General features: G+C 65.2%; 14 protein-coding genes. 6 read left to right on the forward strand and 8 right to left on the reverse strand.

Features of this window, described 5'->3' with window-relative positions:
- The first annotated feature begins 9 nt into the window (after positions 1 to 9).
- The 4 genes from QZ281_RS03445 to QZ281_RS03460 all read left to right on the forward strand — a co-directional run bounded on the left by QZ281_RS03445 (position 10) and on the right by QZ281_RS03460 (position 4,267).
- Positions 10 to 1,389, forward strand: a complete 1,380-nt coding sequence (locus QZ281_RS03445; protein ID WP_292224760.1) for a PQQ-binding-like beta-propeller repeat protein — start codon at positions 10 to 12, stop codon at positions 1,387 to 1,389.
- A gap of 31 nt (positions 1,390 to 1,420) precedes the next feature.
- A complete protein-coding gene (der, locus tag QZ281_RS03450) occupies positions 1,421 to 3,040 on the forward strand; it encodes a ribosome biogenesis GTPase Der (protein WP_292224764.1) in 1,620 nt (539 codons plus the stop codon).
- A gap of 4 nt (positions 3,041 to 3,044) precedes the next feature.
- Entirely contained in the window at positions 3,045 to 3,524 is a 480-nt protein-coding gene (locus QZ281_RS03455; RefSeq protein ID WP_292224766.1) for an NUDIX domain-containing protein, read from the forward strand.
- A gap of 116 nt (positions 3,525 to 3,640) precedes the next feature.
- Positions 3,641 to 4,267, forward strand: coding sequence for an isoprenylcysteine carboxylmethyltransferase family protein (locus QZ281_RS03460; protein WP_292224769.1), 627 nt, complete (start codon positions 3,641 to 3,643; stop codon positions 4,265 to 4,267).
- Here the strand turns inward: QZ281_RS03460 and QZ281_RS03465 are convergent.
- The 6 genes from QZ281_RS03465 to radA form a co-directional block, all read right to left on the reverse strand.
- On the reverse strand, positions 4,264 to 5,154 hold the full coding sequence (locus tag QZ281_RS03465; RefSeq protein ID WP_292224771.1) for a LytTR family DNA-binding domain-containing protein: 891 nt from the start codon (positions 5,152 to 5,154) through the stop codon (positions 4,264 to 4,266). The two genes, QZ281_RS03460 and QZ281_RS03465, sit on opposite strands and share 4 nt — an antisense overlap.
- Positions 5,085 to 5,759 (reverse strand): hypothetical protein, encoded by a 675-nt coding sequence (locus tag QZ281_RS03470; protein WP_292224773.1) that lies wholly within the window; start codon positions 5,757 to 5,759, stop codon positions 5,085 to 5,087. The genes QZ281_RS03465 and QZ281_RS03470 overlap by 70 nt, the downstream gene beginning before the upstream one ends.
- 75 nt (positions 5,760 to 5,834) lie before the next feature.
- Positions 5,835 to 6,587 carry an SDR family NAD(P)-dependent oxidoreductase gene (locus QZ281_RS03475; RefSeq protein ID WP_292224774.1) on the reverse strand — a complete coding sequence of 251 codons (753 nt, stop codon included), beginning with the start codon at positions 6,585 to 6,587 and terminating at the stop codon, positions 5,835 to 5,837.
- Positions 6,588 to 6,647: 60 nt separating this feature from the next.
- Positions 6,648 to 8,153 (reverse strand): amidophosphoribosyltransferase, encoded by a 1,506-nt coding sequence (gene purF / locus QZ281_RS03480; RefSeq protein WP_292224776.1) that lies wholly within the window; start codon positions 8,151 to 8,153, stop codon positions 6,648 to 6,650.
- 27 nt (positions 8,154 to 8,180) lie between these two features.
- On the reverse strand, positions 8,181 to 8,777 hold the full coding sequence (locus tag QZ281_RS03485; protein WP_292224778.1) for a CvpA family protein: 597 nt from the start codon (positions 8,775 to 8,777) through the stop codon (positions 8,181 to 8,183).
- Between the two features lie 28 nt (positions 8,778 to 8,805).
- Positions 8,806 to 10,176, reverse strand: coding sequence for a DNA repair protein RadA (gene radA, locus QZ281_RS03490; protein WP_292224781.1), 1,371 nt, complete (start codon positions 10,174 to 10,176; stop codon positions 8,806 to 8,808).
- A 194-nt stretch (positions 10,177 to 10,370) separates the two neighbouring features.
- Here radA and QZ281_RS03495 point away from each other — a divergent pair, with 194 nt between their 5' ends.
- The gene (locus QZ281_RS03495; RefSeq protein WP_292224784.1) at positions 10,371 to 10,997 is read left to right on the forward strand and encodes a Yip1 family protein; all 627 of its coding nucleotides are present in this window, start codon (positions 10,371 to 10,373) and stop codon (positions 10,995 to 10,997) included.
- Here the strand turns inward: QZ281_RS03495 and alr are convergent.
- Together alr and QZ281_RS03505 are read right to left on the reverse strand one after the other, a co-directional pair.
- The gene (alr, locus tag QZ281_RS03500) at positions 10,991 to 12,028 is read right to left on the reverse strand and encodes an alanine racemase (protein WP_292224787.1); all 1,038 of its coding nucleotides are present in this window, start codon (positions 12,026 to 12,028) and stop codon (positions 10,991 to 10,993) included. The two genes, QZ281_RS03495 and alr, sit on opposite strands and share 7 nt — an antisense overlap.
- Before the next feature lie 39 nt (positions 12,029 to 12,067).
- Positions 12,068 to 12,622, reverse strand: coding sequence for a TetR/AcrR family transcriptional regulator (locus QZ281_RS03505; protein WP_292224790.1), 555 nt, complete (start codon positions 12,620 to 12,622; stop codon positions 12,068 to 12,070).
- A 160-nt stretch (positions 12,623 to 12,782) separates the two neighbouring features.
- Here QZ281_RS03505 and QZ281_RS03510 point away from each other — a divergent pair.
- The coding region (locus QZ281_RS03510) for an SDR family NAD(P)-dependent oxidoreductase (RefSeq protein WP_292224914.1) at positions 12,783 to 13,111 on the forward strand (329 nt) is incomplete at its 3' end.

Here is a 13,111-nt window from a genome sequence, read left to right on the forward strand (position 1 = left end):
ACGCCCCAGATGAACCGAGTTCTGAAAGTCGCGCTGATCTGCGGCGTCGCGGCCACTATGGCTTCTTGCGGCACCGTCAGCCGTAATCTGCCCTTCGGCCTGGGCGGCAAGAAGGATGCAGGCTCGACCGCCAGCGAAGGTCAGCGCATTTCGGTGCTTGAGTTCGAACAGCAGTTGGCGCCGTCGGCCGCCCTGTCGGGTCGTGACTTCTTCCTGCCGGGTCCGCAGGCCGTCTCAGCCTGGACCCAACCCGGCGGCACGACCGAGAACCTGGTCGAGCACGTCATCGCCGCTCCGAACTTCCAGATCGCCTGGAAGCGCAGCATCGGCTCCGGCTCGGCCCACGTCGGCAATCTCATGGCCCCGATCGTGGCTGCGGACGGCAAGATCTTCGTCCTTGATGGCGAATCCACCGTTTCGGCCGTGTCTGCAGACACCGGCGAAGTGTTGTGGAAGACCAACGTCAAGGACAGCGAGCGTGACCGCAGCGGCGGCTTCGGCGGCGGTGTCGCGGTCGGCAATGGCAAGGTCTATGTCGCCTCGGGTTATCGTTCGATGTCGGCGCTGGACGCCAACACCGGCGCCAAGGTCTGGACCCAGAACGTCGACGCCCCGATTCACGGCGCCCCGACCGTCGCCGGCAACCGCGTCTATGTCGTGGACGTCGACAGCCAGTTGTTCGCCTTTGACGCCACGACGGGCGCTCAGGACTGGACCTATCGCGGCATCGGCGAGCCTGCGCATGTGATGCGCGCGTCCAGCCCCGCTGTCAGCGGCAACACGGTGGTTGCGCCCTTTGCATCGGGCCAGTTGGTCGCGCTCAGCGCCCTGAATGGTCAGGCCGTGTGGGAAGAAACACTGTCGCGCACCAGCCGCACCAGCGCCCTGTCGGAAGTTCGCGATATCGCCGGCCGTCCGGTCATCAGCCGCGCCATGGTGTACGGCGTCAGCCACTCCGGCGTTCTGTCCGCCACCGACCTGCGTTCGGGCCAGCCCAAGTGGCAGCTGCCGGTCGTGGGCGTGAACGCGCCCCTGCCGGTCGGCGACGTGGTCTATGTCGTGTCCAAGTCGGGTGAACTGATCACCGTCAACCGCGACTCGGGCCAGGTCTATTGGACGCGTCAGTTGAACGAAGGCCGTCAGCGCAAGGAAGGCGGCTTCCTGACCATCGGGCGCCGCACCATCACGCCGCAGTGGTCGGGTCCTCTCCTGGCTTCGAACCGTCTGGTCATGGTCAACTCGTACGGAGAGGCTGTCGCCTTCGATCCGAAGACGGGTGTGGCCCAGACTACCTTGAAGCTGGGCGCTCCAGCCTATATCGCTCCAGCCGCCTATAATGGCGCGCTCTACGTGCTGACCGACAACGGTCAGCTGATCTGTATCCGCTGACGTTTCAGCCTATTTGCGTTAGAAAGCCGACATGGCTCTAAAGGTCGCCATCGTCGGCCGCCCCAATGTGGGCAAGTCGACCCTGTTTAACCGCCTCGTCGGCAAGCGTCTTGCGCTTGTCGATGACCGCCCCGGCGTGACCCGCGACCGGCGCTACGCTGATGGCAACATCGGCGATCTGGACCTGACCCTGATCGACACGGCCGGGTATGAGGACGTCACCGACGACAGCCTCGAAGCCCGGATGCGTGAGCAGACCGAGGCGGCCATCGAGGACGCCGAGGTCATCATGTTCATGATGGATGCGCGCGAGGGCGTGACCTCGCTGGACCGCATCTTTGCTGAACACCTTCGCCGGGTGCACAAGCCGATCATCCTTCTGGCCAACAAGTCCGAAAGTCGTGAAAGCGGCGGCGGCGTGGGCGAGGCCCATGCGCTGGGCTTTGGCGAGCCGGTCGCCATCTCCGCCGAGCACGGTGAGGGCATGGCTGATCTGTACGCCGCCCTGATCGCCGCCTCCGCCGACATCTTCGTCGAAGAGATCGACGAGCCGGACAAGCCGATCCGCATCGCCGTGATCGGTCGCCCCAACGCGGGCAAGTCCACCCTGATCAACCGTCTGATCGGCGATGATCGTCTGCTGACCGGACCGGAAGCGGGCATCACCCGCGATTCCATCTCGGTGGACTGGGTCTACGAAGGCAAGAACATCCGTCTGGTCGACACTGCTGGCATGCGTCGCAAGGCGCGTGTGCAGGAGAAGCTGGAGAAGCTGTCGGTCGCCGACACCATCCGCGCCATCACCTTCGCCGAGGTGGTGATTCTGGTGATGGACAAGGACGACGCCTTCGACACCCAGGACCTGCAACTGGCCGATCTTGTCGAGCGCGAAGGCCGCGCCCTGATCTATGTCGCGTCCAAGTGGGACCTGGAGGACGAGCCGCAGTCCCGCATGGCCAAGCTGAAGGCCATGGCCGAGGACAAGCTGCCGCAACTGAAGGGTTCGCCCTTCGTGGCCCTGTCGTCGCACTCGGGCCGGGGCGTCGAGCGTCTGATGCCTGCTGTGCTTCAGGCCTATGACACCTGGTCGGTCAAGGTGAAGACCAAGGACCTGAACACCTGGCTGTCCATGGCCACCCAGAGGCACCCGCCCCCCGCCGTGGACGGCAAGCGGATCAAGCCGAAATACATCGCCCAGACCAAGGCCCGTCCGCCCACCTTCGTCATGATGGCGAACCGCGCCGAGTCGATGCCGGAGCACTACAAGCGCTATCTGGTCAACTCGATCCGCGAGAGCTTTGACCTGCCGGGCACGCCGATCCGTCTGAACGTCAAGTCCAGCAGCGCCAACCCCTATGCCGAGGGTGGCGCCAAGTCGGGCCCGGAACGCTACAAGGGCGACGCCAAGACTGCGCCGCGCCGGGTCAAGAAGGCCGAGAAGGAAGAGGCTCTGTCCAAGCTGCCCGGCAAGGCGCTGGAGCAGAAGAAGACACGCAAGGCGCAGCCCAAGGTTCTGGGCGGCCTGAAGTCCAGCGCGTCCAAGAAGGCCGGATCGTCCGTGGCGGTCCAGAAGGGCGCACGTGGCGGCGCGCGTCAGGTCTCGCGTTCTGGCCGCGTCCGTACCGGACAAAAGGGCGGCGCCAAGCGCTGATCCCATGAGCGACGCCGATCCCGCCGTCCTGCCTGATCGGCCGACCTCGCGTTGGCTGATCGTGGACGGGCAGGGGCGGGTGCTGTTGTTCCGCTTTGACTATGCTGACGGACCGCTGGCCGGGACCGCCTTCTGGGCGACGCCCGGCGGCGGTTGTGATCCGGGCGAAACCTATGAAGACGCCGCCCGCCGCGAACTGTTCGAGGAAACCGGCCTGACGGTCGACGATCCCGGCCCGCAGGTGGCCCAGCGCATCGAGTGTTTCCGTCTGCCCGACGGACGGATGGCGCGGGTGGATCAGCGGTTCTTCCTGCTGCGCACCAATGATTTCGCTCTGTCTTCAGAAGGTTGGACGGACGAGGAACGCGCGGTTCTGGGCGAACACTGCTGGTGGAGCGCCGCTGATATTCGGGCGTCATCAGAGATTATCTGGCCCGATGATTTGTCGGACATTCTGGATGGGCTGCTTTCGGCAAAAGACTGATTTTCAATCGCATTTTTGCGAAGAAAAGTCCGAGTGCGTTTACTGACAGGCATTGCATTTTCGCTTCGGCTGGCTGAGCTTGCCGCCTGCGACATTCTGTCAGGGAAACCATCCGCATGACGACCATCCAGAGCTTTGATCTTCAGGCGGTCCAGAAGGTTCGCAAGGCGGCTGTGCTGGCCGCGCTGATCGGTCTGACGGGGCTGACGCTGGTGTCGCAGTCGGCGACCGGCCTGGGCAGCCGGATGCATGAGGGCGTGGAGGCCGTTGGGCTGGCGGCGCTGGTCTTCGCCATCGTCGGACGGGCCTGGTGCTCGCTCTATATCGGCGGTCGCAAGAAGGCCGAGATCGTCTCACGCGGGCCTTATTCGATCACCCGCAATCCGCTGTATGTGTTCAGCTTCTTCGGGGCCTTTGGAGCGGGTGCGCAGAGCGGCAGCCTGACCATCGGGGCCCTGTTCATGCTGGCCTCCTATGGCGTGTTCTTCCTGACGGTGCGGCGCGAAGAGGCGTGGCTGACCGCGCAGTTCGGGGCGGAATATGAGGCCTATAGGGCGCGCACGCCGCGCTTCCTGCCGCGTTTCTCGCTGTGGCGGGATGAGACGGAACTGTCGGTGCGTCCGTCCTTCTTCCTGACCACGATCCGCGATGGTCTGGTCTTCCTGTTGGCCATCCCACTGTTTGAACTGATCGACGCAGGGCAGGCGCAGGGCTGGCTGAAGGTTCTGGCCTATCTGCCCTAAGGCGCTGGCCGTCCCAGCTTCTCCAGCACTGCATCGCGATAGGTGCGGCTGATGACCAGTTCGGCGCCGCTGTTCATCGTCAGCCGCCATGAGCCGTCGGACAGGGGCTGAACCTGACTGACGCGGGCCAGGTTGATCAGGCTGGAGCGATGGCTGCGGGTGAAGACGCGTGGGTCCAGTCGGGCCTCCATGCCATGCAGGGTTTCCCGGATCAGGCCTTCCTTGCCGTCCCAGTTGGCCACGACATAGTTGCCGGCCGAGGCGAACCATTCGATGTCACCGACAGCCACCGAGGTTCGCGTCCGCCCGGTTGAGATCAGAAGGCGCTGGGTCTGATCCTGCTCCACCGTGCGGGCTTCGGACAGGGCCGTGGTCAGGGTGTCGATACAGTCGCGGGCCTCGCGGGCGCTGCGCCAGTAGGCGGCGGCCAGACCAACGGCGACGACGGCGGTATAGAGCAGGATGGCGACCGGCAGGCGGTCTATCATCCGCGCGACCCAGTCGCCGCCTGCATCCGTCCGGTTCAGGAAGCCCATGTCTGTGCGGGCGTTGAGCGCGGCGATCAGGGGAACAACGACCAGCATGGCGACGGCAAGAACGCCTGTCGCGCCCCAGCCTGCGCCAAACCGTCGGATCACCACCCACGTCAGGCCCGCCACGACCAGCCACGGCGCATAGGACAGGGCGGCCCACGTCAGGGAGGTCGCGACCGACAGATCAGGTGACCCCCGCCGCAGATACCAGCCCACGCTGAGCACCGTCGCGACATAGCTGTAGGCGGTGAACAGGCCGATGACTGCACCAACCGGTGCTCGCCTTAAGCGGCGCACAAACGGGAACGACGCTTGCGGACCAGCAATGTCGCGATCCAGGCGACGATCAGGCATTGGAACAGGACGGTCGGCCAGAGCTGGCTCCACGGGGCGGGCAGGGCGGTCAGGAAGTTGCCGGAGAAGGCGCTCAATACCGCAGAATAGGCGCCCAGCATCTTCGCCAGATGCTCATAGGTCCAGAGTTCGGGTGAAAAGGGCCAGGATTTCGGCGCACTGAACCGCCACACGTCCCACGCCCCCATGGTCAGGGCGCTGAAGGCCAGGGCGGCGGACACCGTCGTGGGGCCGTGTGAGCGTCCTGTCGCCAGCAGGGCCAGCACCCACAGACCGACCACGATCACCCCCAGGGTGGCGGCCCAATCCAGCGCCTGCGCACGATCCGAAGCGCGCAGGTCCGGCCGCTTTCGCCCCAGCACCCTGACGCCGGAGAACAGGCTGATCGAGGCGGTCGCCGACAGGGCCAGGAAATAGGTGTTGAAACGCAGCGCCGTCATCACCCAGGCGCAGATCAGCAGGGTGGTCATCAGGACCGCGAACACCCGGCCCCAGCGCCTGTGGGCGCGTCCGCCCTTGCGGGTGACGATGGGCATGACGCCGACCAGAACGGCGCAAAGCCCGGTCACGATGTGGACGATCAAAAAGGATGAGAACAAGGTCATGGACCCCGCCGTGCCTGTGTCTGCTCCTCGTCACCATCATCCGGGGACGAATGGCGGCGGGCAGGGATGAAATCCTTAGATCAGGGCTTCGATCGAGGGGCCGGACTTCCATTCCTGGAACTTGATCGTCAGGGGCGGCGTCGCATTGGGGCGGGCCAGATCGACGACCAGAGGGCCGATCTCTGACGGGTGGGGCAGGACGGATGGATCTTCGCCCGGATAGGCTTGGGCGCGCATGGCGGTGCGCATCCGGCCCGGATCGACAATACAGGCGCGGACAGGGGTGCTTTCGATCTCGTCGGCCCAGGCCTTAACCAGAGCTTCAGCGCCCGCCTTGGTCGCGGCGTACATGCCCCAGAAGGCGCGCGGGTTCGCGGCCACGCTGGTGGTGAAGTGAACGGCGCGTCCGGCGTCTGATGCGCGCAGCAGCGGCTCCAGCGACCGGATCAGGCGGTAAACTGCGGTGAAGTTGGTCTTCTCGATCTTGGCGAACTCGCGGGGGTCGGCGTGGGACACGGGTGTAAGACCCGACGGCCCCATGGTGGCGGCCGCATGGACCCAGATGTCCAGCTTCTTGAACCGTTCGAAGATCGCCCCGCCCAGCCGGTCGATGGCGCCGCCGTCCACCAGATCGAACGGAATCAGCGTCGCGTGGCGGCCCGTGGCGGCGAAGATGGCGTCGTCCAGTTCTTCCAGACCGCCTTGCGTGCGGGCGGTGGCGACGACGTGGGCGCCAGCCTTGGCCAGCGCCAGCGCGCTTTCATAGCCGATGCCGCGCGAGGCGCCGACGACAAGGGCGATACGGTCGTTCAGAGGAAGATCGGACATGGGGCCTGATAGCGCGGCCTTGACCGTAAGGCCAAGCGCCGCGCGTGCGTCAGGTTCGCTTTATGCGCTGACCAGCAGCGAAAGCTGCTTGGCGCCGAACTCCCGGCCGCCTTCCTCGATCTCGCGATCCAGCAGGCGGGTGGGGTAGTCGCCGGTGAAATAGTGGTCGGTGAACTGGGGATTGGCGTTGTCGCGGCCGGTTTCACCCATGGCGCGATACAGGCCGTCGATGGACAGGAAGCCCAGCGAATCGACTTCCAGCATCTCGCGCATTTCCTCCAGCGTCTTGTTGGCGGCCAGCAGTTGCGCCCGTTCCGGCATGTCGATGCCGTAGAAGTCGGGGAACAGGATCTGCGGGCTGGCCGAACGCAGGTGAACCTCCTTGGCGCCCGCCGCGCGCACGGCGCGGACCAGCTTGACCGAGGTGGTGCCGCGCACGATGGAATCGTCGATCAGGACCACACGCTTGCCGTCCAGCGCCGCCTTGTTGGGGCTGTGCTTCATGCGCACGCCCTTCTGACGGGCGCCCTGGCTGGGCTGGATGAAGGTGCGGCCCAGATAGTGGCTGCGGATGATGCCCATTTCGTAGGGAATGCCGCTTTCCTGAGCATAGCCCAGCGCCGCCGGAACGCCTGAGTCCGGCACCGGCACGACGATGTCGGCCTCGACGCCCAGTTCGCGGGCCAGACCTCGGCCCATCTCCTTGCGGACCTCATAGACCGAGCGGCCGTTCACGACCGAATCCGGGCGCGAGAAATAGACGTACTCGAACAGGCAGGGGCGGGCGGCGCGGGCGGGGAAGGGCTTCAACGAGCGCAGGCCGTTCTTGTCGATGACGACGACTTCGCCATGTTCGACATCGCGCACGAAGGTGGCGCCCATCATGTCCAGAGCGCAGGTCTCGGACGCCAGCACCCAGGCCTCGCCGATCTGGCCCAGCACCAGCGGGCGGATGCCCAGCGGGTCGCGCGCGCCGATCATCTTGTAACGGGTCTGGGCCACCAGGGCGTAGCCGCCCTCGATCCGCGCCAGGGCGTCGATGAAGCGGTCGACGATCTTGGCCTTACGGCTGCGGGCGATCAGGTGAAGGATCACTTCCGAGTCGGACGTCGACTGGAAGATCGCGCCTTCACTGACCAGTTGATTGTGCAGGAATTTGAAGTTGGTCAGGTTGCCGTTGTGCGCCAGGGCGATGCCGCCCTGATCCAGATCGGCGAACATCGGCTGGATGTTGCGCAGGAAGCTGCCGCCAGCGGTGGAGTAGCGCGTATGGCCGACGGCCGCATTGCCCGGCATCCGTTTGGGCAGGTCAGCGCCGCCGAAGGCCTCGCCCACCAGACCCTGATGGCGCTCGGTGTAGAAACGCTCGTCCTTGATGCTGGCGATGCCGCAGGCTTCCTGTCCGCGATGCTGCAGGGCGTGCAGGCCCAGCGCGACGATGGCCGAGCCTTCGTCCTCGTCGGCGCCCCAGACGCCGCAGACGCCGCACTCAAGTCGGAGTTGGTCATCCTCTGGCTCACGCCAGTGTTCGCGGTGGACAACGGGATCAGCGATATGATGGCGCATCGTAGGGCTCCGATGACCGGGGGAAACTTAATGGGCGGCTTCGCGGCGCGAGTTAGTCTTGGATTGCGTCGGGGGCAAGGCTTCGTCGTCCGAAAACCCTCTGCGTACCGAGGAATCGACCACAGGGGTGATGGCATCGGCGCCTTTGCCGATGCCGGGCAGGATGATCTGGATGGCGCGGGCGCCCGTAGCGCTGACCTTGTAGAGGGTCGCTTGCGACAGCCAGCGTGGAGTCTGCTCGCCTGGCAAGGCCGCAACGATCACCAGATGGACTGCGCCGACCAGCAGGACCGCGCGGACGCTTCCGACTAGCAGGCCGAACATCCGGTCGGCAAAACCCAGCGCCGGATTGTTCTGCGCGCTCTTGGAAATCATCGACCCGATCAGGCGCAGGCCGAAATAGATGACGAAGAAGGTGACGACCGCCGCAAGGATGGTCCCGGCCCAGTCCGGGTTGACCAGCGCCCGACCGGGAATCGCTGTCCACGGCAGGGTGATCAGGGCGACCAGCGCCGCCAGCGCCGCGCTGAGCAGGGTGATGACTTCGCGCACGCCCCCGCGCAGCCACCCGGCGGCGGCTGAGAACAGCAGGACGATGATGATGAAGACGTCGTAGCCGTTCACGTTGGCCTGGGCGGTTGTTGCGTGACTGCTAGTAGCGGTTTTGTGAGATTCGTTCGACCACATCTGTCAGGCGGGTCGCCGACGTGACCTTGATCCCCTTGGTCTTGGCCTGAAGCGTCGGACCAAGCACCTGATCAAAGCCCAGCTTTTGCGCCTCACGCAGGCGCGCCTCGGCCCGGCCCACGCTGCGGACCTCGCCTGACAGGCCGATTTCGCCGAAGACGACACAGCCCTGTGGCAGGGAGACGCCGGTCGCGGAACTGATCAGGGCCGCCGCCGCCGCCAGATCCGCTGCGGGTTCGTTGATGCGCAAACCACCCGCTACGTTCAGATAGACGTCCTGATCGCCGAAGCCGAAGCCGCAGCGCGCCTCCAGCACGGCCAGCACCATGGCCAGACGTCCTGTCTCCCAGCCGATGACCGCCCGGCGCGGCGTGCCATAGGCCGATTTGGACACCAGCGCCTGCATCTCAACCAGCACGGGGCGTGAGCCTTCGATCCCGGCGAAGACGGCGGCGCCCGGCGCGCGCTCCTTGCCTTCGCCCAGGAACAGGGCGGACGGATTGGCCACTTCGCGCAGGCCGCTGTCGCCCATTTCGAACACGCCGATCTCATCGGTGGCGCCGAAACGGTTCTTGCCGGCGCGCAGGATGCGGAACGGATAGCCGCGCTCACCCTCAAAGGTCATGACGGCGTCGACCAGGTGTTCGACCACGCGAGGGCCCGCGACCTGACCATCCTTGGTCACGTGTCCGACCAGAACGATGGCCGGGCCGTCGCTCTTGGCCAGCCGCACCAGTTCGCCCGCACAGGCGCGCACCTGGGTGATGGAGCCGGGGCCGCTGTCATGCACGTCCGACCACAGGGTCTGAACGGAATCGATGATGACGATGTCGAACTTGTCGCGTTTCAGCGTGCCCAGGATGTCGCGTAGCGCTGTCGCCGCCGCCAGATTGACCGGTGCATCGGCCAGTCCCATCCGCTTGGCCCGCGCCCGGATCTGCTCAATCGCCTCTTCGCCCGAGATATAGGCCACGCGCGAACCGCGCAGCGCCGCCTTGGCCGCCACCTCCAGCAGCAGGGTGGACTTGCCCACGCCGGGATCGCCGCTGAGCAGGATGGCCGATCCCGGTACCACGCCGCCGCCGCAGACGCGGTCGAACTCGGCGACGCCCGTTGTGATGCGCGGCGGCTCGGGCGTGTCGGATTGCAACGTCTCGAACTGGATGCCGCGACCCCGCGCCGAAGCGGACGTCGATGGCTTGATGGCGCCTGGCGGGGCGGATTTGCTCTCTTCGCTTAAGGTGTTCCACTGGCCGCAGGACGAGCATTGCCCCGACCACTTGCCGTGAACCGTGCCGCAGGACTGACAGACATAGAGGGCGGAATCGCGAGCCATGGGTTTCCTTAGCAGACCGGTCGATTCGACCGCCTATCTGACGGCGTTTGCCGTTTATCCACGCCACTCTCGGACGTACACGCAACCTTCGCTATGGCCAGGTATTGAGAGGCTGTCGCACCAAGGCTTGCTTATGCGGGCGACGTAACGTCAATATTCAATATCGCACACTGTCACAGAGGCCTTCCCTACCTATGTCCGACTCGTCGCAACCCGCCGTAAACCCGGCACTCGTCGCTCGCGTAAAGGGCATTCTGCTTCAGCCCAAGGCCGAGTGGCAGATCATTGATCGTGAGTTCGCCACGACCAAGAGCCTCTATACGGGCTACGCCATGATCCTGGCGGCGATCGCTCCGATCGCCACCCTGATCGCCAGCCTGGTCTTCCTGCACCAAGGCATCGTCGGCGCACTGATCCTGGCGATCCTGTCCTATGTGCTGGGGCTGGCGGGTGTCTTCATCCTGGGCATCATTATCAATGCGCTGGCGTCCAGCTTCGGCGCCACGCCTAATCCGGTCCAGGCTCAGAAACTGGCTGTCTATGCCTATACGGCCGCCTGGATTGCGGGCATCGCCAACCTGATCCCGGTCGCTGGTAGTCTGATCGCTCTAATCGGCGCGATCTACAGCCTGGTCCTGCTGTTCCTTGGCCTGCCGGTCCTGATGAAGGTGCCGGAAGACAAGAAGGTCATCTACTACGTCGTGATCCTGCTGGCCGGCATCGTGCTGGGTGTGGTCATGGGCGCCATCGTCGGCGCCGTCGCCGCAATCTTCGTCCTGTCGACGGCCGGTGTGGCTGCCCTCAGCACCAGCGGTTACTGAGAATAGACCCGCGGCACGCGCGTGGTGATCGAGGTCAGCAGCTCATAGCTGATGGTCCCGGCCGCCGCCGCTGCCGCATCTATCGGCCTGTTCGAACCGAACAGTTCGATCTTGTCGCCGACCGAGACATCCAGTCCGGTCACATCGACGGCGCAGACATCCATGGAAACCCGGCCCAACAGCGGTCGGGTTTCTCCTGCAATCCAGACCTCGCCGCGCGGGCTATAGGATCGCATCACGCCATCGGCATAGCCCGTCGCCACCGTCGCCACCCGCACAGGCCGGTCAGCGATGAAGCCGCGTCCGTAGCCGACGCTTTCGCCCACTGGAACCTCCCGTACCTGCAGCACGTCAGCCAGCAGGGTCGCCACCGGGGCGACGCGGTCGTCCGTCTTGCCTTCAGGTCCGCCGCCGAACAGGGCGACGCCGGGCCGCGCCGTGTCGAACTGGAAGTCCCGTCCCAGGAAACAGCCGCTGGAGTTGGCGAACGACCGGATCACGCCCGGATAGCGTTCGACCGTGCTCGCAAACAGGTCGTGCTGGCGCCAGTTCATCGGATTGGCCGGTTCGTCGGCGCAGGCCAGATGGGTCAGCACCAGTTCCAGACCTTCGAACGCTTCGGGCGCGTCTTCGGGGCGGAAGCCGATGCGGTTCATGCCTGTGTCGATCTGTAATCCGCAGGCTCCGCCGCCTGCCGCCGCCCAGGCCGCCATCTGTGCGGGCTGGTTCAGGACGGGGCGCACATTCGCGGCTTTCAGCGCGCTCGCGATCCCGCCGTGACAACCGTCCAGCACATAGATGGTCGGCTCTGCTCCCAGCGCCGTCCGCAGCGCCAATCCCTCAGCCGCGCGCGCCACGAAAAAGGTCCGCGCCCCTTCGGCCATCAGCCGTTTGGCGCACGGCGCGGCGCCCAGTCCATAGCCGTCCGCCTTGACCACGGGATGCACCGGCACGCCGGTGACGGCCTCCAGTGTATGGTAGTTGCGCGCCAGGGCGTTAAGATCGACGGAGAGGACGGCGGGGGTCTGCATCCGCTCGTTATGCTCCAAGTTTCACGCGATGGAAGTGGTTTATGCCTGCGCGCTTCGACCAAGGTGATGAAACAGGTCGCCGATGATCTGTGCTGGTTCAGGCACGTCCGTGCGTCCTGCCGCCAGATAATGCTGGATTGATCCCAGCGTGGTCGAGCGGATCAGATAGCTGAGACGCTGCGGGTCGCCAGAGGGCAGGGCGCCAGCCTGTTGATCGGCCTGCGTGGCGCGAGTGTAGAGAATATCCCAGCGCTGCATCGCCTGACGCAGATCATCACGCTCTCCATGCGGCCATTGCTGGATCAATAGGCGGAAACGTTCGGTTCGCGTCAGCGCCCAGTTGGCGAAAACCAGCGTCAGGGCCTGAACGCTCAGGGGCGTCTCGGCGCTTTCGGCTGTCTTGCACATGGTCACGATTTCGCGCGCGATCAGGGCCTCCAGAATGTCCTGCTTGCTGGAGAAATGCCGATAGGGGGCGTTGTGCGACACGCCCACGGCGGCCGCCACATCACGAAGCGTCACCGCCGCAGACCCTGCGCTGTCCAGCAGTTCTGCCGCCGCCGACAACAGATCGTCAAACCGTGATGAAGCCATGAACGGCACCATGCCGGGCTGTGTTGACAACGTCAACTTCGCTTCTCATGTTGACGTTGTCCACCTGACGAACAGGCTCCCGGCCATCACGGCAGACGGACGATTGTGAACCTGATTTCAGACGCCTCGACGCGCTCATCCGCAGGGGCAGGAGAAGACCATGACCGGAAGACTAGAAGGCAAGGTGGCGATCGTGACGGGCGGATCGCGCGGGCAGGGCGCGTCGCACGTTCGCGCCTTCATCAAGGAGGGCGCAAAGGTCGCCTTCACCGACGTCCGGGTCGAACTGGGCGAGGAACTGGCCGCCGAGCTGGGCGAGAACGCCCTGTTCATCCAGCATGATGTGTCGAACCCCGCAGACTGGGATCGCGTGGTCGCCCAGACCGAGGCGGCGTTCGGTCCCGTCAGCGTGCTGGTCAATAACGCCGGCATCGTCCTGCTGAAGGAAATCGCTGACCTGACGTTCGAGGAATACTCGAAGGTCATCGC

The organism is Brevundimonas sp., from assembly GCF_018608325.1.
Taxonomy (GTDB): Bacteria; Pseudomonadota; Alphaproteobacteria; order Caulobacterales; family Caulobacteraceae; genus Brevundimonas.